This is a genomic window from Ruegeria sp. CJ2 (assembly GCF_056536745.1).
Genome location: NZ_JBQFQF010000002.1, coordinates 86,582 through 105,898, shown reverse-complemented (window position 1 = coordinate 105,898; position 19,317 = coordinate 86,582). Strand labels below are relative to the sequence as shown.

Genomic DNA, 19,317 nt, shown 5'->3' with positions numbered 1-19,317 from the left:
TGATCGTCTGCCAGTGTCATACGCGGGCGTCTTGGGTTTTCACTTGGCGCAGGTTTAGCCCTGCACGTGGTTTGGTCTGAGTGGCGTGCCAACTGACCGGGGGCAGGGCGCGGGCGCGGCGGCGGGTCAGGGTCCAGCGGCGGGCCTCGCCGTGATGATCGGCTGCCATGTGCCAGCGCGTTTCGATCCCCTGCGCGCCGCCATCGCCGGGGGTCAGCAGCAACCCCAGCGGAGCCCGCCCCATCGCGCCGCCCTGTTCGGCGGCCAGATGCATCCGGCGCACGGGTGTCAGGCCGGGGGCACCGGGCAGGTCTCCGATCACCAGCGGAATGGCCCCGCTGCGCAGCGCCTCTTCAAGGCACCACAGCACGTCTTCGGCGCGGGTGGGGTGGACAAAGATGAACCGGGCCGGATCCGCAAAGGGCATCATCCCGTCTGGGTTCAGCTGACCGGGCTCCCACGCAGGGGAAATCCACAGCACCGGTCCCTGCGCCTGACCCGCCAGCCACATGGCAAAGCTGCGCCGGGCGGGGCCGCAGGCTTCGTGCACGCGACCCAGTTGCAGGGCGATCTGCGGATCAAGATTTATACCCGGCGCTTCACGCGCGGGTTTGCGGCCAAGAAGATGAGTAGACATGCTTTCAATCTAGCATGTTCTCATTTTGTTCTCAATTTGGAAATGCCCTCAGCGGGACAAAATCATCCGACCGTCTGCAAACTGGATGTTCGAGAACCTGTGCAGGTAATCCATACCCAGAAGGGATTTGTGCAGCTCACCCTCATTGATCCAGGCCGAGACGTTCTGGTCGGTGATTGGACCCACCGTAAAGGTCTCAAGCCGAACGGGGGCTGTCCGGACCTCACCGTTCGCGGTGGCCGCGCGGCCGAAATAGTTCAACTGATCGGGATCAATGCCTACGCGGGTGGCGTCCTGTGCGCTGAGAACAATCTGACTGGCACCGGTATCGACCAGAAAGGTGATCAGCTCTCCGTTGACCACAACGGGCAGATAATAGTGGCCATCATGGGCGCGCGGCACCTCGATCGTTTCGCCCGTTACAGTCATTTGTGGGGCAGGGCCGACGGTTGTGCGAATGTCTTCCCACAGGCCGACAACGGCAATCACGCCGATAAAGATGAACACCCAGGCCATAGCCTGTTGCAGCGTCTTATTCAGCGTCTGTCTGTTCTGCGAGATAAACCAGGCGACAACAGCCGCGCCAAGCAGTCCCAGATACGCTATGCGTGCGATGCTGTCGCCGTCCATACTTTCACCTTAAACCATGCGCTTGAGTGACATATGGGGAGTCAGGCCGCAAATCCAAAGGCTTTGAGGCCGTCCAGAATGAATTGTACGGACAGGGCGGCCAGCAGCATTCCAAGCAGGCGCGTCAGGACGTTCAGGCCGGTCTTGCCCAGAATGCGCGCGATTACGCCTCCGGACAGAAAAAAGGCCAGAACAACGGCCATGACCGCCAACATGACAATGCAGGCCTCGACGATACCCAACACGCCGGGATGCTGACCAGCCAACAGAATGATCGTTGCAATCGACCCCGGCCCGGCGATCAGGGGAATGGCCAGCGGGAACACGGACGGGTCGGGGTGTTCCTCCTCCTCGGCCCGGTCCTCGCGCCGTTTGGTGCGGCGGTCAAACAGCATGTCCAGCGCGGTCAGAAACAGCAGGGCACCCCCGGCCACGCGGAACGCCTCCATCGAGATACCGACAAAGCCCAGCACGGCCTCGCCAAAGGCCGCGAAAGCGATCAGGATACAAACTGCGGTCAGACAACTGCGGATCGCAGTCTTGCGCCGTGTTGCGGCGTCCATGTCCTGCGTCAGCGCCACAAAGATCGGCGTGGTGCCGAACGGGTCGATCACCACGAATAAAGTGGTGAATGCGGTGACAAAAAAGGCCAGATCCATCATTCGGCGGCACCTTGCTGAAGTTCCATCAGAACCGCCACAGCTTTTTCTGCTAGGTCACTGGGAACATAAACGTGATCATGATGATACCCGGCGACCATATTCGCGGGAATGCCGTTCTGCGCAAGCGCACCTGCGACGGCGGCCGTCAGGCCCACACCTTCGAGCGAGGAGTGCACCTGCAGGGTGATGCAGCGCATAGCCACCGCGCCGATCTGCGCTGCCTCAAGGGGCACGATCAGCGACAGGCCCTCGGCCTCAATACAGCTTGCCCGCGTGCCCTTTGGCCATTCCGTGTCTGGGGGCCAGACCACAAAGGCAAATTCACCGGGCTGAAGCGCGGGGCGCATACCGGAAATCATGGCTTTGGTTTCGGACACGGGGGACGTCATGACGCTTCGGCCTCTTCCAATCGTTCCGCGGCGGCGACCCACAGGGCCTCGGCTTTTTGCATGGCTTCAACCACTTCGGCGAACTTGCGGTTCCACGATTCCAGATCGCTGATCCGGTCATCTTCATAAAGCGCCGGGTCCGCCAGTTTCGCGGACAGCTTTTCATGCATATCCGTCAGTTTCTCGATCCGGTCCTCGCATTTGCGCAGATCGGCGCGTAGGGCCAGCATGGTATCGCGCGAGGGGCGTTTGGGCTTGGCCGCCGCAGGTTTCTCCTTGACCGGCTTGTCCCGCGCCAGCAGCAGGGCGCGATAGGCTTCCAGATCGCCGTCGAACGGCTTGACCGTCCCATCCGAGACCAGCCACAGCCGATCCGCCACCAGCGACAGCAGGTGCATATCGTGGCTGACCAGCACCACCGCGCCGGAATAGGCGGTCAGCGCTTCGACCAGCGCCTCGCGGCTTTCGATGTCCAAATGGTTGGTCGGCTCATCAAGGATCAGCATATGTGGTGCGTCGATCGTGGCAATCAGCAGCGACAGGCGCGCCTTCTGACCGCCTGATAATCGTCCGACCTGCGTTTCCGCCTGATCTGCGTTCAGGCCAAACCCGGCCAGACGCGACCGCCACTTGCCCGGCGCCTCATCCGGGCGCAGGCGGCGCAGATGGTCCAGAGGGGTTTCGTCCACATACAGCTCATCCACCTGATGCTGGGCGAAATAGCCAATGCGCAGCTTGGAGCTGCGGGTCATCTTGCCTGCCATCAGGGGCAGACGATCGGACAGCAGCTTGGACAGAGTCGATTTCCCCTGACCGTTCTTGCCCAGCAATGCGATGCGGTCATCCTGATCAATACGCAGATTCAGGCGGCGCAGCACCTCGGTGTCGCCATAGCCGGTCACGCCGCCTTCAAGGTGGATGATCGGCGGTGACAGCTCTTCGGGCTCAGGAAAGCTGAAGGCGCGCAAAGCGGCTTCCTGCGGGGTGGAAACAAGCTGGATACGTTCAATCATCTTCAGGCGCGATTGGGCCTGAACAGCCTTGGATGCCTTATACCGAAAGCGATCCACATAGCTTTGCAGATGGGCAATACGCGCCTTGGCCTTGGCGTTCTCGGATTCCGCCTGTGCCAGACGTTCGGCGCGGCGTTCGGCGAACTTGTCATAGGGCACCGCGTAATAGGTCAGCTTGCGGTCTTCCAGATGCAGGATCGAGCCAACGGCTCGGTTCAACAGCCCGCGGTCGTGGCTGATGATGATGACGGTATGAGGGTATTTCGCCAGATAGCTTTCCAGCCACAGCGCGCCTTCAAGGTCCAGATAGTTGGTCGGTTCGTCCAGCAGCAGCAGGTCGGGCTGTGAAAATAGCACCGCCGCCAGCGCGACGCGCATCCGCCAGCCGCCCGAGAAATCGGAACAGGGTTTCAACTGATCTTCATCATCAAATCCAAGGCCCTTTAGGATCGAGGACGCTCGCGCCTCGGCTGACCAAGCGTCGATATCGGCCAGACGAGTCTGGATCTCGGCAATTCGAGCGGGGTCCTCGGCGCTGTCCGCCTCGGCCATCAAAGCGCTGCGTTCGGTATCTGCGGCCAGCACGGTGTTGATCAATGAGACATCGGAGGATGGCACCTCTTGCGCCACGCCGCCGATACGCGCGCGTTTGGGCAGCACGATATTGCCTGATTCCAGCGCCAACTCCCCCCGGATCAGGCGGAACAGGGTGGTCTTGCCGGTGCCATTGCGCCCCACAAGGCCGACCTTGTGCCCATCGGGAATGGTTGCGCTGGCCCCATCGAACAAGGGGCGGCCTTCGACGGCATAATTGATGTCTTCGATCCGTAACATGAGCCGCTCTTAGCAGAGCCGTGATGCCGCCGCCAGCGGCTTGGCATGTTCATCCCGGGATCAATGTGATAGCGCTGGTCCGATTGGATTTCAGACGGTTTCTTGACCCATGCGAGCGGCCCAAACGCCCCCATCCTTGGTAACCTTGATCTTTGCGACGGCACTGTCGGTGCTGTCGCTTAACATGTTCCTGCCATCGCTGGCGCAAATGGCGGGGGATTTTCAGGTCGACTACGCGCTGGTGAACTTCTCGGTGGCCGGGTACTTGGCGGTTTCTGCAATATTGCAGCTTATCGTAGGGCCCTTGTCAGACCGTTTCGGGCGCAGGCCCATCATGTTGATCGGGCTGGGCGTCTTTGCTCTTGCCTCGCTGGGGTGCGTGCTGGCCGAGTCGATCTGGGTCTTTCTGGGTTTTCGATTGCTTCAGGCGGCAGTGGTTGCCGGGCCGGTTTTATCCAGCGCTTCGATCCGCGATCGGTACGCCCCAAACGAAGCCGCCAGCAAACTGGGATATGTCGCCATGGCGATGGCCTTGGCGCCGATGCTGGGCCCGATGCTGGGGGGTGCTTTGGACATGCTATTCGGCTGGCGGGCCGGGTTTATTTTGTACACGGTGCTGGGGGCAGGGATGTTTGCCCTGCTTTGGCTAGATATGGGTGAGACGAACAGCACACCATCAGCAACCTTCGCCGCCCAACTGCGCGAATATCCGCATCTGTTTCGGGCCCGCCGGTTCTGGGGGTACGCCTTGTGCGCGGCGTTTTCGATCGGAGGCTTCTTTAGCTTTATCACCGGTGCGCCCCTCGTGGCCGCCGCGTGGTTCGACCTTAGCCCGGCATTTCTGGGGCTGGGGATTGGTATTATCACTGGCGGGTTCATGGTGGGAAATTTCATCACCGGGCGGATCGCTGCCCGAACACGTTTGACGACGATGATCCTGATCGGGCGGGTCGTGGCATCCACCGGGCCATTCTTTGGACTGCTGCTGTTTATGGCGGATAAGGGATCGGTCTGGGTTTTCTTCGGATCGGCGATCTGTGTGGGCTTCGGAAACGGTTTGACCAACGCAAATGCATCGGCTGGCGTGATGTCGGTTCGCCCGAAACTGGCAGGCAGCGCGGCTGGTTTGTCCGGCGCGATGATTGTTGCACTTGGCGCAGTTCTGACGTCGATGACGGGGGCGCTGGTCAGCCCCGAAAACGGACCTTACCTGGTGCTGGGCATGATGAGCACATGCAGTTTCGCAGGGCTGTTGGCCGTTTTGTACGTGCGCTGGGTGGACCGGGTAGAGCCGTTGCCTGACGCGATCTGACGGTCAGGTCATCATAACGCTTTTCTTGGGCCAAATACCGTGCTAGGCGGCGCGCGATGGATTTGGGCGCGAGCGTCGCGCCGAGCATTAAGGAGAGCCCGACATGGCACTGGAACGCACATTCTCGATCATCAAACCCGATGCAACCCGCCGTAACCTGACTGGCAAGATCAACGCCAAGTTCGAAGACGCGGGCCTGCGCATCGTCGCGCAAAAGCGCATCCACATGACCAAGGAACAGGCTGGCAAGTTCTACGAAGTCCACGCCGAGCGTCCGTTCTATGACGAACTGTGCGAATTCATGTCGTCGGCCCCGGTCGTCGTTCAGGTTCTGGAAGGCGAAGGCGCCATTGCAAAGAACCGCGAAGTCATGGGCGCAACCAACCCAGCAGACGCAGCAGCCGGCACCATCCGCGCCGAGTTTGCTGAATCGGTTGGCGAAAACTCGGTCCACGGCTCAGACGCACCTGAGACTGCAGCGGTCGAGATCGCCTACTTCTTCTCGGGTATCGAGCTGGTCGGCTAACGCGCCGCATGAAGAATTTGAAAAGCCGTCCTCCGAAGGTGAGGGCGGCTTTTTCTATGCGGGTTTCAGATCATCCGGTGACACCCGGACGCCGATCGCATCAAGGTCGGATATCAACTGAGCCTCGGGCGCCGTTCCCACACTGGCCTTGATCGCATCAAACCTCTGGCGCAGCGCCTTTTTCTCATCGCCCTTGCAATCGTTCCAGGGGCGTCCCTGCAGGCCCATGACCAGCACGTAATAGCCGATGAAATGCGGGCGTGATCCGGACTGTAGCAACTTGGTATAGGCAGCATCCGCCCCCAACTCGCGCAAGTTTTGGGCCGAGTGTATGCCCGCACGTGCACAGGCCTGTTCGAACGCGGGGCCAAGATTGCGGATGGAAGAAACCGGATCAGTCATAGCAGCGTCCTAGCGCCACCCTTTGCTGCTGTCATCCAATTGTTCCTTTTTGCCTGTAGGGGATGCAGTTGGCAGGCTTGCTATTGGCAGACGTATGCGATCTCATGACGTCATGCTGTCAAGCGAGGTGTCCATGTCCAAAAACAAGGAAGCCGCAGAAAATAAAGCCAAGGACAAGAAGAACACGTCGCTGCGACTGGACGGAAAAACCCTGAAGGCTCTCAAGATTCGTGCGATTGAAGAGGGGACCAGCGTACAGAAGATCGTGGAAAACCTGGTGAACGAGTATCTTGAAACGCCGCGGAAGGAACAGTCGAGATGACAGAGGCGGACGCCTTGTTTGTTATTCAAGGCGCATTCGAGCCATCCTTGATTGCAAAGCCGCTAAAGAAGCTTTGCTTGAGGCTTGCACCGGCGAAGGCTGCTCAGAATTTTCACGTGCTGGACTGCTTTGATCAGTCTATCCGGATGTCCGGAGATGTCCTGATTGAAACATCCGGGTCACTGTTGCTTTTTAAGTGCGATGGGGCAGTGGCGACGCAGGATGCTCAGGGGAATGGCACGTTTATTCAGAACCTGCCGGACGGTGCCGTAAAATCGGCCCTGCATGGTTTCCCCGAATTACGAGCGTTGACCGCCATTGGGACAGGAACGCTCCGAACCCAAGCATTCTCGATACTGGATGACCTTGAAAAAACACAGGTCCGTGGTTGTGTGTATTCTTTGGAGTCCGAGGCAGATCAACTCAGCATCGTGTCTGTTCAGCGGTTGAAAGGATATAGCAGCGCATTCAAGGCGGTCTGCACAAAGCTGACCGGGAAGGCAAGCAGTGCAGAGACACTGTTCGGGACACTCTTTCCCGACGCAACCCCATACAGGGCAAAACCGGATATCGCATTGGGCAAAGAAGAGCCATCCATCGAAGTGGCAACGGACATCATTCGAACATTCCTGGCCGTTGCGCGCCAGAACGAGGCTGGTGTGATTGCCGACATTGATACCGAATATCTGCACGATTATCGCGTGTCCCTTCGGCGGGTCAGATCGGTGTTGAGCCTTTTCAAAGGGGTGTTTTCGACCGAACAGACGATCGCTCTGAAACATACGTTCTCAGACTTGATGGCCCCGACGGGACGGGTTCGTGATCTTGATGTCTATTTGTTGGATAAAGAAAGATATTTCAATCTAATACCATCCAAACTTCATCCCGGCGCTGAGGCCATGTTCGCGCAGTTTGAGGAAGAGCGTTTGCAGGCCCTCAACACGCTCTCACGCCGGTTCAAGTCCGCCGCATATGATCGTCAGATGAAGGACCTGTCCACGCTATTTTCGGATGTGGGAAATCTGGAGCCCGGCCCGAATGCAAGCAGAGGGGCTTATGGGTATGCCTGCGCCCTGATTTGGAAACGATACCGAAAAGTCTGCAATCTGGCGCGGCAGATCACGCCAGAGACCCCGGATGCACTGGTGCATGATTTGCGGATCGACTGCAAGAAGCTGCGGTATCTGATGGAATTCTTTGGCCCTCTTTTCGACGCGAGGGACTTCAAAACCATCATCAAGCCGTTGAAAAAGCTGCAAGATAATCTTGGGTTGTTCAATGACTGCTCGGTCCAGCAAGAGGCGCTTTTGGAATTTGTCGCACGGCAAAGCAACTCTCAAAACCGGGCAAACGCACAACTTGCCATGTCTGTCGGCGGGTTGGTCGCCGTATTGGATCAACGGCAGAAATCGGAACGAGACCGCGTTATCGCAAATTTCCGGCAATTCGACAGCGCGAACATCAGACACCTGTTTCGCAGCCTGTTTCACCACAAGGAGGACTAGGGATTGAAGATCATAGCCTGTTACAGCAACAAGGGCGGCGTTGGAAAAACAGCGACATCGGTCAATCTGGCCTATGCCTATGCGAAGGCAGGGAGAACTGTTCTTCTATGTGATCTGGATCCGCAGGGCGCGTCTGGGTTCTACCTGCGGGTCAAACCTTCGAAAAAGCTGACGGATGCTCGTTTCTTCGAGGATGTTGAGCGTTTTACCAAATCTATCCGTGCCAGTGATTTCGAAAGGCTGGACGTATTGCCGGCGAATATGAGCTTTCGCGACTTTGATGTGTTTCTGTCTCGCATGCGCAACAAGAGATCGCGGTTGAAGAAGGCGCTGGCTGCGGCAGGCAGCGACTATGATGTGATTATCCTGGATTGTCCGCCGAACTTTTCGACCTTGTCCGAAAACATATTCAAGGCTGCGGACCAGATTGTCGTACCTGTCATCCCAACGACTCTGTCCGAACGGACCTTCGACCAACTGGTGACGTTCTTTGACCAGAAAGGACTGCCTAAGAAAAAGCTGCGGGCCTTTTTCTCGATGGTGCAGCGCCGAAAGACGTTGCATGTTGAAACGATGATTGCGATGCGAAAACTGTATCGAAAGCGGTTCCTGCAGGCATCGGTCCCGTTTGCGGCGGATATCGAACGGATGGGGCAGAACAGGGCGCCCGTCAGCATCTATGCCGGTCGGAGTGCGGCGAGTGCCGCGTATCTTACGCTCTATGATGAGTTGGAAAACGGAGTGGTTTCAGACAAATGAGTACCGAAATCGAACGTAAATTCCTTGTGGCTGACCTGCCGGATCTAAGCCGCGCGGACAAAGCCATCGTGCGGCAGGGCTATCTGACATCACTCGACGATTCTGCTGAATTGCGTCTTAGGCAAAAGAATGATCGGTTCTACCTGACCCTAAAGGGCGGTGGCACAATGGTTCGGGTCGAGCGCGAGGTGGAGATTTCGGCCGAACAGTTTGAAACCTTCTGGCCTGAAACTGAAGGACGCCGGGTCGAGAAAGAGCGTTATACTGGCGCGCTCACAGACGGTCGGGTCTTTGAGCTGGATGTGTTTCAAGGGGATCTTGCCCCGCTGCAGCTTGTTGAGGTTGAGTTTTCGACCGAGGCCGAGGCGCTGGCTTTTACACCCCCGGATTGGTTCGGCACGGATGTGACGTCTGACAAGCGGTACAAGAATAAAACAATGGCGACTAGTGGCGTCCCAGCTTGATGGTCGCTTGCAGGCCGGGATCGCTGTTTCTGGCTGCGAATGCGCCGCCATGCATGTGTGAGATCGCAGCAACCAGCGCCAGCCCAAGCCCCGCATTTCGTTCTGTTCGCGCAGGGTCTAGCGTGACGAACGGTACTTGAAGGCGGGGTAGGTCCTCGTCTGGCACGCCGGGGCCGTGATCGCGGACACTCATGCAGGTGAACGGGCCATCCTCGGAAATCGTGATGTCAATGGATGTCTCTTCAGGCGCATAGCGCAAGGCATTTTCCAAAAGGTTTGACAGGGCCTGCGATAGCAAGGGGCGGTGACCCTGTATTGGCGTGGCCTCACCGTTGACAGTGATCTGAACCCCCTGATCTGAGGCCACGGGCTCATAGAGTTCAACAACATCACCGACCAGTTGTTGCAGATCAACGGTTTCAAATTGTTCGCGCCCCACACCGGCCTCGGCACGTGAGATGTCAGTAAGTTGTCCCAAAACTCTGAGAACATGGTCAATTTCGGCTGTGGCCCGTGCCACATCAATCTCGCGGTCCAGATCCGTTTTGCTTGGATCTGACAGGGTTTCAATTCTCTGACGCAGGCGTGACAAAGGGGATCTGAGGTCATGCGCGATTGAATTTGAGGTTGTGCGCAGGTTGCTGATCAGTTCCTCGATCCGGTCCAACATGGTGTTGAGCGTGCGGGCCACCTGATCAAACTCATCACCTGTCCCGCGCAAGGGCATGCGGCGGGACAAATCGCCGGACACAATATTCTCGGCAGTGCTGGCTATGTCCGACAGGCGAGAGAACACCAGCCGTGTGAACAACCACCCAGTTAGGACACTAAGCGCAAGGGCAATCGCCAGCGCGATACCAACCGAGCGGAGGAGAACCCTGTCGAACTGTTGCCGCGCCAGGGCGTCCCGTCCGACCAGAAGACGCTCGCCACCTGGTAAGCGGATGGAGGCGGCGGAAATAGGAACCAACTCGTCATTGTCGGCGCGGCGCAGCTCCAGATCGACCCATCCGCTGCCGGCGGTGACGTCCGCAGGCCATTGTTTGAGGTTGCCTGCAAGTTTCGCGCCGAAGCGATCAGTTAGCAGGTACAGCGCATCGCGCTCGGATGCCGAGGGCAGGCGTCGCTCGATGGCCGTCAACAGACCGATAAGGCCGCGTCTTTCGTATTCATCGGCCAACCCGGTCAGTTCGGCGGACACGACCGATCGTGTCTCACCTTCAATACTGCGGTTGGCCGTGACATAGACCAAAGCCAGCACCGTCGCGGTCAGCAAGGTGCTGAGGACCATGCTGGCGAAAACCAATCTCGTTCGGGAATTATTGAAGGAGAGTTGAAGGTTATCCATCAGAGATCATGTAGCCGGCACCCCGGACGGTTTCAATCAAAGGCGGTCCGCCACCTTCATCCAGTTGACGCCGCAGTTTTGAGATATGGACGTCAACCACGTTCGTATTCGGGTCGAAATGGTAATCCCAAACACCCTCAAGCAGCATCGTGCGCGACACGACGCGGTTCTTTCTGCGCAGAAAATACTCAAGGATTTGGAACTCGCGAGGGGTCAGCGACACTTCGTGTCCGTCGCGCGTGACTTTGCGGGTCAGCAGGTCCATCTCAAGGTCGCGGCAGGTCAAGGTCGCGTTTTCCTCAGATTCCTGAGGACGTCGCAACAAAGCCTCAATGCGCGCGTGTAACTCTTGGAAAGAAAACGGTTTTACAAGGTAGTCATCCGCGCCCGAGCGCAGCCCTTTGACCCGCTCATCAACCGCGCTCATCGCGGTAAGCATCAGGACGGGGGTTTTAAGACCCGCGGCCCGAAGGGAACGGATCAAGGACAAACCATCCAGCCCCGGCAGCATCCGGTCCAGGACAATGGCGTCAAACCCGCCGTCGGTGGCATGATACAGACCTTCACGGCCATCCGCGGCCTGTTCGACCACATAGCCTTCCTCGCCAAACCCTTTGGCGATGAACTCGCGGGTGTCTTCGTCGTCTTCAACGATCAGCAGGCGACGGCTCATGATCTGATCTCCTATTTCTACTGGTATTTAAACACAAAATTTGGGGTAAAGCACTGGTTTTAGGGACAGAACGTGCCGGGTGCGTCGTTGCGCACCCGGCAGTCCCGGTGGATAGCGGACAATTCAATCCACCGGGGAGGCGCACGCCAGATATTCCCCATCACGTGGCGCGCGCGGGTGTCTGATCAGGCGATTTCCACCGCAACGAAGATCTGGTTGCCGCCACGATTGATCAGAACCAGCGCAGGATCGGTCTTTTCGCTGTCCAACGCGGCCTTGAGCGCGTCCGGCGTGACGGTTTCCTGCCCGCCGAGCTTCACGATCACGTCGCCACGCTGGAGACCAGCCTTCGCCGCCGGGCTTTCGGGCGCAAGATCGGTCACGATCACGCCGTTGACGTTTTCACCAACGCCGATTTCGGCGCGGGTCGTGTCGGTAAGCGGCGCCACGGTAACGCCCAAGGCGGTTCCCGAGACGGTCTCATCTACAGATTTGTCGATGTCTGCCGAGGCGCTTTGGTGCTGGCCGATGGTCAGCTCAAGCTGTTGCTCCTTGCCATCGCGCAGAACGGTGAGGGTGCTGTCAGTCCCCACCTTCGTCGTGCCGACCAACAAGGGCAGGTCACTGCTTGAGTCGACTGTTTCATCGTTGAAGGTCAGGATGACATCGCCCTGTTCCAGAATCCCCTGAGCCGGGCTTCCATCGACCACGTCGGACACCAGTGCGCCCTTTGAGGCCTCAATTCCCATCGCGGCTGCGATTTCCGGGCTGACATTCTGGATCGAAACACCCAGCCAACCACGGCTGACCTGACCGTCATCACGCAGATCGGCCGCGATGTGTTCCACGATGTTCGAGGTCACTGCAAAGCCCAGACCCACGGATCCGCCGCTGGGCGAATAAATCGCCGAGTTCACGCCGACTACTTCGCCTTCCATGTTGAACAGCGGTCCGCCCGAGTTGCCCTTGTTGATGGCCGCATCAGTCTGGATGAACTCGGCATAAGGCCCTTGGGAAATGTTGCGACCCTTGGCCGAAACGATCCCTGTTGTCACGGTCGAGCTCAGGCCAAAGGGGTTACCGATTGCCACAACGTCCTCGCCCACGCGGATCACGTCGCTGTCGCCCAATTCAACGGCCTGCAGGTCTTCACCGGCGTCGATTTTCAGGACTGCGATGTCCGTCAGCGGGTCGGTTCCGACAACCTCGGCGTCAAAGGTGCGATCGTCGCTCAGGCGAACGGTGACGTTCGACGCGTTGTCGACAACGTGGTGATTAGTGACGATGTATCCTGCCTCATCCAGAACAAAGCCCGATCCCAAGCCTTGCGCCGGGCCGCGTTGTGGGGCGTTGAACCCTTCTGGCGTACCAAAGCGTTTGAAGAACTCACCGAACGGGTGGCTTTCCAAATCAAAGTCCTGACCTCTGGCCGGAACTGCGGTGGCGTCCTGTTCCGCGATAATGGTCACAACGGAAGGTGACACGCTCTCAACCAGATCGGCCAGGGCTTCGTCCGCTTTCGAGGGTAGGGCGGTCGTCGCAAGCAGAGCGGCGCTCAGCGCTGTGACACCCACCCAGTTGGACGTGCGTGGCATGAGAAGAGAGGATTTACGGATGCTCATTTTGGTCTCCTGTTTGTATCACGCGGTTGCGGCCGCGCGTTAAAACAGCAGATGAAGCATCAGTCTTTGAGTTTCCTGTTTGAAAGATTAAGAAATCTTAATTTCGCCACAATAGGCCAGTCCTATGTCCGGGTTGGGCAATGCGACGTCGTGCAGCCGGACGAATCGATGGCTCGAATCACTGGATTGTTGACGCGTAAGTAGGCAATACCTGAAAAGGGCTGAATTGAAACAGTTTGGTTAACAAAGGAATGGTTCCTCAGGCCCTTTGCCAATCGCTCGTGTTTTAGTTGTGACTAGGTCTAACGATTAGTCTTTGCCAGCCGCAACAAGCCTAAAAGCAGCCGGTCTTTTGCTGGATAAGAGCGCTCATAAGGGCGGTTTTAGCGTCGGTAGCACGAATTTCGGTTCCCTCATTGATTGTTTTTTCCTCGGCAGGATGTTGCGCAAAAACCATTCCGATACGTCGAAAATTAACCGTTCTTTCCAGTTTCCCGTTGTCTGACCCGGCGCGATGGGTGACGATGATCAGGCCCAAGCGAGGGGAGCCGAAGGCACTAGGGGGTGCCAACGGCCGTCACAGTCACTGGAAGCGCTGAGCGGCATGTTAACGAGGGGGTCTTGTTTAGGTTCAGCGGCGGAATAGCCAGCGTGCTACACGGCACAAATGGCCGCGCTTTCAGGATTGATGAAAAGTGGTAGTCCTGTTTTGGGCACCGGCCCGGTCTGAAAAGACCGGGCCGCGTTCTTTTCAGGCCCCCTTTTTTTGCCGCCATGCGTCCCAGTCTTCTGGTGTGTCCAAGTCCAGTAACGCGTTTTGGCCGGGCAGGGGAACGAGATGAACGCGATCCGCATGTGCCCGGACGACGGCCTGCGCGCCTTCATCGCCAGTTAGTCTTGCAAGGTCATCGAAAAGCGCCTTGTCGAAAATGACCGGGTGGCCGGGCTTCCCTTGGGACGTCGCGCCGCGCCAGATCAGGTTGTCTGGATGAGTGTGCACCGCGTCGATCACTGCAGTCAGGTCGTTGGGCGTGATGTCCGGCAAGTCAGCCAACAAAACCATGACGGCGTTTGCCTCTGGCGGGAGATGCCGCATCGCTCTGCGCAGGCTGGCATTCATTCCTTCGATGGCATCCGGGATTTCTACCTTAAGAACATCCAGACCCATGAGCGCGTCGTAGCGTGGATGAGGCTTCGGTGGCAGAGCGATAATAACCGGGCCAGCCTGCAGCGCCGTCTTTGCCGAACGGCGCAGCAAAGGCATATTGTCAACGGCTTGCAGCAGCTTGTCCTTACCGCCCATACGACGCGACTGTCCGGCGGCCAAAAGGATAATGGGTAACGGAATCATAGCGCTAGAATGCCGCCCCGAAAGACGTAAGTCATCCCCGCATGCGCGCACCATCTGGATCGAACAGGGGTTCCGAGATCACGCGTGCCTTTCTGAACTGGCCGAGAATTTCGATTGCGACTTCCAACCCGTCTTGGATTTCCTCTACAGGCAGGAACCCCATCGCCACCGATTTTCCGGCATAGTGCGAATATCCGCCAGATGTACAGAAGCCTACGACCTGATCATCCAGCCAGATCGGTTCATAGGCATTTACATCGGCGTCGTCCGCGTCGACTTCGAAGGCCACCAGCCTGCGTGTCGGACCTTCTGCGCGTTCCAATTCGGTCGCGGCGCGGCCGATAAAGTCCACGTTTTTCGAAAATGCAATGAAGCGGTCCAGCCCTGTTTCTGCCGCGGTGTAATCCGGTGAGTATTCGCGCATCCAGGACCCAAAGAACTTGTCCAGACGCAGGCTCATCATCGAGCGCATTCCAAAAGGTACCATGCCATGAGGCTGCCCAGCCTGCCACAAAGTCCACCAAAGTTGCCTCTGCGCCATCGGATCGCAATAGATCTCAAACCCCAAGTCTCCGGTATAGCTGACCCGTTGAACGATGCAGTCCGTCATACCGATTGTCATGCGCCGCACATCCAGAAAACCAAGGGTCGTGATGTCGTCCCGGGTGCAGGCCAATAACACCTCATCGGCTTTGGGCCCTGCGATCTGAAACCCATTCAGGCGATCACTGACATTTTCGATGTTCACACCATCGGATTGGTTTTGCAGGAACCACCTCATGTGGAACGCTTGGCTGCCATAGGAAGCGGTGAGCTGGAATTCTTCTTCGCCAAGGCAGGATATGGTGAAGTCTCCAATCAGTTTGCCCTTAGGCGACAGCATGGGGGTCAGTGACAATCGCCCCGGTTGTGGAACGCGCCCGGCCATAATCCGATCCAACCACGCCCGAGCATTGGCTCCGGTGATGCGGTATTTTCCGAAGTTGTGCACCTCGTTAATCCCGACGCCACTGCGGACAGCGTTGACCTCGCGCCCCGTCGCCGAAAACGCATCCGAGCGTCGGAAGGAAGGCGTTTCATATCCCGGCTCATCGGCTTGGGCGAAATAGTTCGGCACCTCCAGCCCGTATTGCTGTCCCCAGACCGCGCCCAGATCGCTGAAGATGTCATACATCGGCGTCGTTCGGTTCGGGCGCGCGGCGGGTAGCTCTTCGTTCGGGTAGGCGACGCTAAAGCGCTTCTGGTAGTTCTCGACCACCTTGGGGCGGGTGTAACCGGGACTGATCCAGTCGCCGAAACGGGCCACGTCCATGGCAAAGACATCGCGTTCGGGCTCGCCTTCGATCATCCACTGGGCCAGCGTCAGGCCCACGCCGCCACCCTGACTAAACCCGGCCATCACACCGCAGGCCGACCAGTAGTTGCGCAGCCCCGGCACAGGCCCGACCAGAGGATTCCCGTCCGGCGCAAAGGTAAACGGCCCGTGGATCACCGATTTCACTCCGGCTTCGGCCAGAACAGGAAAGCGGCGATAGGCAAATTCGATGCTGTCGGTGATCTTGTCATAATCGTCGGGCAGCAGCTCGTGTCCGAACTCCCATGGCGTTCCGTCCACGGCCCAGGGCTTGCAAGGTTGTTCGTAAAATCCGATGCAAAGGCCGCGACCTTCCTGCCGCAGATAGCTTTCCCCGGCGGGGTCCATCACATGCGGGTGCTCGCTGCCTGCATCAATGATGGCTTCGATCTGAGGGATCGAGTCGGTGACCAGATACTGATGCTCCATCGGGTGCAGCGGGAAATACACGCCTGCCATGGCCCCGACCTCGCGCGCCCAAAGACCGCCAGCGTTGACCACATGTTCGGCATGAATGGTGCCTTTGTCGGTGACGACGTCCCAAGTACCGTCCCGCCGTTGCAGCGTTTCATGTACCATACAATGCGTTGCAATGGTCGCCCCGCCCATTCGGGCGGCCTTGGCGTAGGCATGTGTTGTACCCGACGGGTCCAAGTGCCCGTCTAACGGATCATAAAGAGCACCGATAATACCGTCGGTATTGGTGATGGGCGCGATTTTCTTGATCTCTTCGGGGCCGACGATCTCGGTCTCAAGGCCCATGAAACGGTGCTTGGCACGCTCGGCCAGCAGCATGTCGAACCGGTCCTGATTGTCGGCCAGCGTCACTCCGCCCACATGGTGCAGGCCGCAGGACATGCCGGTGATCTCTTCCAGTTCCTTATACAGACGGATCGTATAGCCTTGCAGAGCGGCCATGTTGGTGTCGCCGTTGAGCGTGTGAAAACCGCCTGCCGCATGCCATGTGGATCCGCTGGTAAGCTCGGACCGCTCCAGCAACATCACGTCCGACCATCCCAGCTTGGTCAGGTGATACAGGACCGAGCATCCGACAACACCACCCCCAATGACTGCCACCTGTGTTGTCGTTTTCACGTTGCTGCCTCCATCCGGTTTCGGCCCGAGCCTGCAAGCGCAGGCTGAGGTTTACTGTTCCGTTCCCGACATGGTGTGTCGCAGGTCGCGTGTCAGAGAGGGCGGATTTTCAACTCGGTGATCCGGTTCCCCTCGCGCGCGGTGACTTCAAACCGGAAGCCGTGGAACGAGAAAACCTGACCCCTCACCGGGATCATCTGCGCCTCGTGTATGACCAGACCTGCGACGGTATTGGCTTCTTCGTCGGGCAGGGACCATTCCATCGCGCGGTTCACGTCGCGGATTGTCATCGCGCCTTCGACCAAAAACTGACCGTCCTCGGTTCGTGTAACCGGGACGTCTTCATCCAGATCGAATTCGTCGGCGATTTCACCCACGATTTCTTCGAGGATATCTTCCAGCGTGATCAGACCGCGCAGCGAGCCATATTCATCCACGACCAGCGCAAAGTGGCTGTGCATGCGCAGGAATTCCCGCATCTGATCGTCCAAAGTCGTTGTTTCGGGAACGAAATAGGGGTCGTTGGCGACCTTTGAAATATCGAACTCTTTCAGGCGGTTAGCATCACCTTCGCTGCTTCCGGCATGCGCATACATGGCGCGGAACAAGTCCTTGGCATGCACGACACCCACGATGTTCTCGGGCTCATCCCGGAAAACGGGCAGGCGGGTATGGGGGCTTTTCAGGCATTGCTGCAGGATAACCTCGGGCGTGTCGTCCGCGTCGATCATTTCAATGTTCGAACGGTGAAGCATGATTTCTTCCACCGTCCGATCACCCAGATCCAAGGCACCCAGAATACGGTCGCGGTCTTCTTTTTCGACAACGCCTTCGGAATGTCCTAGTTGCAGCGCGCCTGCAATTTCCTCTCGTACCGCAAGGATGTTGCTGTCGGGGTCGATCTGCACCCCAAACAGGCGCAGAACTCCGCGCACCAGCAAACGCACCGCTGCTACGACCGGAGAGAACACGGTCACCACTACGCTGATCAGCGGGGCCACCGAAGAGGCCGCTTTTTCTGCGTTGGTGATAGCGTAGGTTTTGGGCAGAACTTCCGCAAAGATCAGAACCAGAAGGGTCATGACCAGTGTCGCCAATGCGACGCCGCTTTCGCCAAAGAGACGCGTAAACAACGCGGTGGCCAAAGACGCCGCAAGGATGTTCACCAAGTTGTTGCCCAACAGGACCGAGCCGATCAGACGCTCGTTGTCATCGGTGATGTCCAGCGCCTTTTGCGCCCCGCGTGATCCCTTGTCGGCCTGTGCCCGCAGCTTGCCGCGCGACGAGGCGGTCAATGCTGTTTCAGAACCCGAGAAAAAGCCTGATAGGACAAGCAAAAACAGAATGGCGCCGGTCGTAAACCAGAATGCGCCGTCGATCAGAGAAGAAGAGGGTTCCATCGGTCCTTGGTTGTTCGTGTTGCTGCAATGGTTATGGGGGCGCGGCCCCTGCGGATCAAGGGGTTAGCCCTTGTCGCCGGGGTCTTTGGCAAGCGGGTGATGCTCTAACACCAGTTCGGCAAGCCGTTCGTCCAGAACATGCGTGTATATTTCGGTCGTCGCAACATCAGCGTGGCCAAGCAAGGTCTGGATCGAACGCAGATCCGCGCCATTGGCCAGCAAATGCGTCGCAAAGGCGTGGCGCAACGTGTGCGGCGTGACTTTTTCCGGCGAGACGCCACCCTGAACCGCCAGGTCCTTGATCAGTTGAAAGAACATATGTCGCGTCAGGTGCCCGGATTTACCACGCGAGGGAAACAGAAACTTTGAGCGCTGACCGCCATCCGCAACTTTTTGATCCTCGGTTTCGTCCCGAATAGTCAACCAGGCCGCAAGCGCCTCTCGCGCAGGTGGGGACAAGGGGACCATCCGCTCTTTGCCGCCCTTGCCAAGAACCAGCAGCATGCGCGGATCACCCCGTGCCGATGACACAGGCAAAGAAACCAGCTCGGTCACGCGCATACCTGTGGCGTATAGCAGTTCCATCAGGCAAGTGTTGCGCACGCGATCTGCCTTGGTGCGGCCGGTTTCGCGCGCTGCTTGAAGCAACCGGTCGACCTCGGCCACGTCCAGTGTTTTTGGCAGGCGCTTCTGACGGCCCGGGCCTTTGATCTGAATGGCAGGGTTCGCCTCGCGCCAGCCTTCTTCAAACGCAAATCGGTAAATCTGTTTGATCGCTGAAAGCCTGCGGGCGCGGGTGGATTGGGAAAGCCCCTGAGCGTCACAGTCGATTAAGTAGCTCTCGATCTGGTCGCGACTTGCTTCTGCAAAACCGGTTTTTCGCCGGTCCAACCACTCGGCAAAGTCCTTCAGGTCCCTGCCATATGCCAACAGTGTGTTCGTGGCTGCACCTAACTCAGCCGCTTGTGCCTGCAGAAACGTGGAAATCCAAAGCTCCTGAGTGGCGGGGGCGGTCATGA

20 protein-coding genes are annotated in these 19,317 nt (G+C 58.2%); 6 read left to right on the top strand and 14 right to left on the bottom strand.

Annotation, left to right across the window (positions count from 1 at the left end; translation table 11 throughout):
* Positions 1 to 16: 16 nt before the first annotated feature.
* The 5 genes from ACR0MS_RS02895 to ACR0MS_RS02875 are packed head-to-tail and all read right to left on the bottom strand — an operon-like array spanning position 17 to position 4,165.
* The gene (locus ACR0MS_RS02895) at positions 17 to 637 is read right to left on the bottom strand and encodes an ImuA family protein (RefSeq protein WP_480569463.1); all 621 of its coding nucleotides are present in this window, start codon (positions 635 to 637) and stop codon (positions 17 to 19) included.
* A gap of 48 nt (positions 638 to 685) precedes the next feature.
* Entirely contained in the window at positions 686 to 1,267 is a 582-nt protein-coding gene (locus ACR0MS_RS02890; RefSeq protein WP_480569466.1) for a retropepsin-like aspartic protease family protein, read from the bottom strand.
* A 41-nt stretch (positions 1,268 to 1,308) separates the two neighbouring features.
* Positions 1,309 to 1,929 carry a MarC family protein gene (locus tag ACR0MS_RS02885; protein WP_480569469.1) on the bottom strand — a complete coding sequence of 207 codons (621 nt, stop codon included), beginning with the start codon at positions 1,927 to 1,929 and terminating at the stop codon, positions 1,309 to 1,311.
* Positions 1,926 to 2,318: an ACT domain-containing protein gene (locus ACR0MS_RS02880; protein ID WP_480578880.1), complete on the bottom strand. Its 393-nt coding sequence runs from the start codon at positions 2,316 to 2,318 to the stop codon at positions 1,926 to 1,928. The genes ACR0MS_RS02885 and ACR0MS_RS02880 overlap by 4 nt, the downstream gene beginning before the upstream one ends.
* The gene (locus ACR0MS_RS02875; protein ID WP_480569475.1) at positions 2,315 to 4,165 is read right to left on the bottom strand and encodes an ABC-F family ATP-binding cassette domain-containing protein; all 1,851 of its coding nucleotides are present in this window, start codon (positions 4,163 to 4,165) and stop codon (positions 2,315 to 2,317) included. Before ACR0MS_RS02875 ends, ACR0MS_RS02880 begins: the two co-directional genes overlap by 4 nt.
* A 109-nt stretch (positions 4,166 to 4,274) precedes the next feature.
* Here ACR0MS_RS02875 and ACR0MS_RS02870 point away from each other — a divergent pair, with 109 nt between their 5' ends.
* A complete protein-coding gene (locus ACR0MS_RS02870) occupies positions 4,275 to 5,477 on the top strand; it encodes a multidrug effflux MFS transporter (RefSeq protein ID WP_480569478.1) in 1,203 nt (400 codons plus the stop codon).
* Between the two features lie 103 nt (positions 5,478 to 5,580).
* The gene (gene ndk, locus ACR0MS_RS02865) at positions 5,581 to 6,003 is read left to right on the top strand and encodes a nucleoside-diphosphate kinase (RefSeq protein WP_170352964.1); all 423 of its coding nucleotides are present in this window, start codon (positions 5,581 to 5,583) and stop codon (positions 6,001 to 6,003) included.
* A 54-nt stretch (positions 6,004 to 6,057) separates the two neighbouring features.
* Here the strand turns inward: ndk and ACR0MS_RS02860 are convergent, their stop codons facing one another.
* Positions 6,058 to 6,405, bottom strand: a complete 348-nt coding sequence (locus ACR0MS_RS02860; protein WP_480569481.1) for a TfoX/Sxy family protein — start codon at positions 6,403 to 6,405, stop codon at positions 6,058 to 6,060.
* Between the two features lie 133 nt (positions 6,406 to 6,538).
* On the opposite strand from ACR0MS_RS02860, the gene ACR0MS_RS02855 reads away from it, so the two are divergent.
* The 4 genes from ACR0MS_RS02855 (at position 6,539) to ACR0MS_RS02840 (ending at position 9,455) form a co-directional block, all read left to right on the top strand.
* Complete coding sequence (locus tag ACR0MS_RS02855) at positions 6,539 to 6,727, top strand: hypothetical protein (protein WP_480569484.1); 189 nt, start codon at positions 6,539 to 6,541, stop codon at positions 6,725 to 6,727.
* A 77-nt stretch (positions 6,728 to 6,804) separates the two neighbouring features.
* A complete protein-coding gene (locus tag ACR0MS_RS02850) occupies positions 6,805 to 8,232 on the top strand; it encodes a CHAD domain-containing protein (RefSeq protein ID WP_480569487.1) in 1,428 nt (475 codons plus the stop codon).
* A gap of 3 nt (positions 8,233 to 8,235) precedes the next feature.
* Entirely contained in the window at positions 8,236 to 8,991 is a 756-nt protein-coding gene (locus ACR0MS_RS02845; RefSeq protein ID WP_480569491.1) for a ParA family protein, read from the top strand.
* Complete coding sequence (locus ACR0MS_RS02840) at positions 8,988 to 9,455, top strand: CYTH domain-containing protein (protein WP_480569494.1); 468 nt, start codon at positions 8,988 to 8,990, stop codon at positions 9,453 to 9,455. Before ACR0MS_RS02845 ends, ACR0MS_RS02840 begins: the two co-directional genes overlap by 4 nt.
* Here ACR0MS_RS02840 and ACR0MS_RS02835 read toward each other — a convergent pair.
* The 8 genes from ACR0MS_RS02835 to ACR0MS_RS02800 form a co-directional block, all read right to left on the bottom strand.
* On the bottom strand, positions 9,436 to 10,746 hold the full coding sequence (locus ACR0MS_RS02835) for a sensor histidine kinase (protein WP_480569497.1): 1,311 nt from the start codon (positions 10,744 to 10,746) through the stop codon (positions 9,436 to 9,438). The genes ACR0MS_RS02840 and ACR0MS_RS02835 overlap by 20 nt on opposite strands.
* Positions 10,747 to 10,795: 49 nt before the next feature.
* On the bottom strand, positions 10,796 to 11,476 hold the full coding sequence (locus ACR0MS_RS02830) for a response regulator transcription factor (RefSeq protein WP_170383970.1): 681 nt from the start codon (positions 11,474 to 11,476) through the stop codon (positions 10,796 to 10,798).
* A 185-nt stretch (positions 11,477 to 11,661) separates the two neighbouring features.
* Entirely contained in the window at positions 11,662 to 13,098 is a 1,437-nt protein-coding gene (locus tag ACR0MS_RS02825; RefSeq protein ID WP_480569501.1) for a Do family serine endopeptidase, read from the bottom strand.
* 334 nt (positions 13,099 to 13,432) lie between these two features.
* Positions 13,433 to 13,636, bottom strand: a complete 204-nt coding sequence (locus tag ACR0MS_RS02820; protein ID WP_480569504.1) for a hypothetical protein — start codon at positions 13,634 to 13,636, stop codon at positions 13,433 to 13,435.
* A 213-nt stretch (positions 13,637 to 13,849) separates the two neighbouring features.
* Complete coding sequence (locus ACR0MS_RS02815) at positions 13,850 to 14,449, bottom strand: nucleotidyltransferase family protein (protein ID WP_480569507.1); 600 nt, start codon at positions 14,447 to 14,449, stop codon at positions 13,850 to 13,852.
* A gap of 31 nt (positions 14,450 to 14,480) precedes the next feature.
* On the bottom strand, positions 14,481 to 16,898 hold the full coding sequence (locus ACR0MS_RS02810) for a GcvT family protein (protein WP_480569510.1): 2,418 nt from the start codon (positions 16,896 to 16,898) through the stop codon (positions 14,481 to 14,483).
* 92 nt (positions 16,899 to 16,990) lie between these two features.
* Positions 16,991 to 18,298: an HlyC/CorC family transporter gene (locus ACR0MS_RS02805; protein WP_480569513.1), complete on the bottom strand. Its 1,308-nt coding sequence runs from the start codon at positions 18,296 to 18,298 to the stop codon at positions 16,991 to 16,993.
* A gap of 63 nt (positions 18,299 to 18,361) precedes the next feature.
* Positions 18,362 to 19,315 carry a site-specific tyrosine recombinase XerD gene (locus ACR0MS_RS02800; RefSeq protein ID WP_480569516.1) on the bottom strand — a complete coding sequence of 318 codons (954 nt, stop codon included), beginning with the start codon at positions 19,313 to 19,315 and terminating at the stop codon, positions 18,362 to 18,364.
* Positions 19,316 to 19,317: the final 2 nt, after the last annotated feature.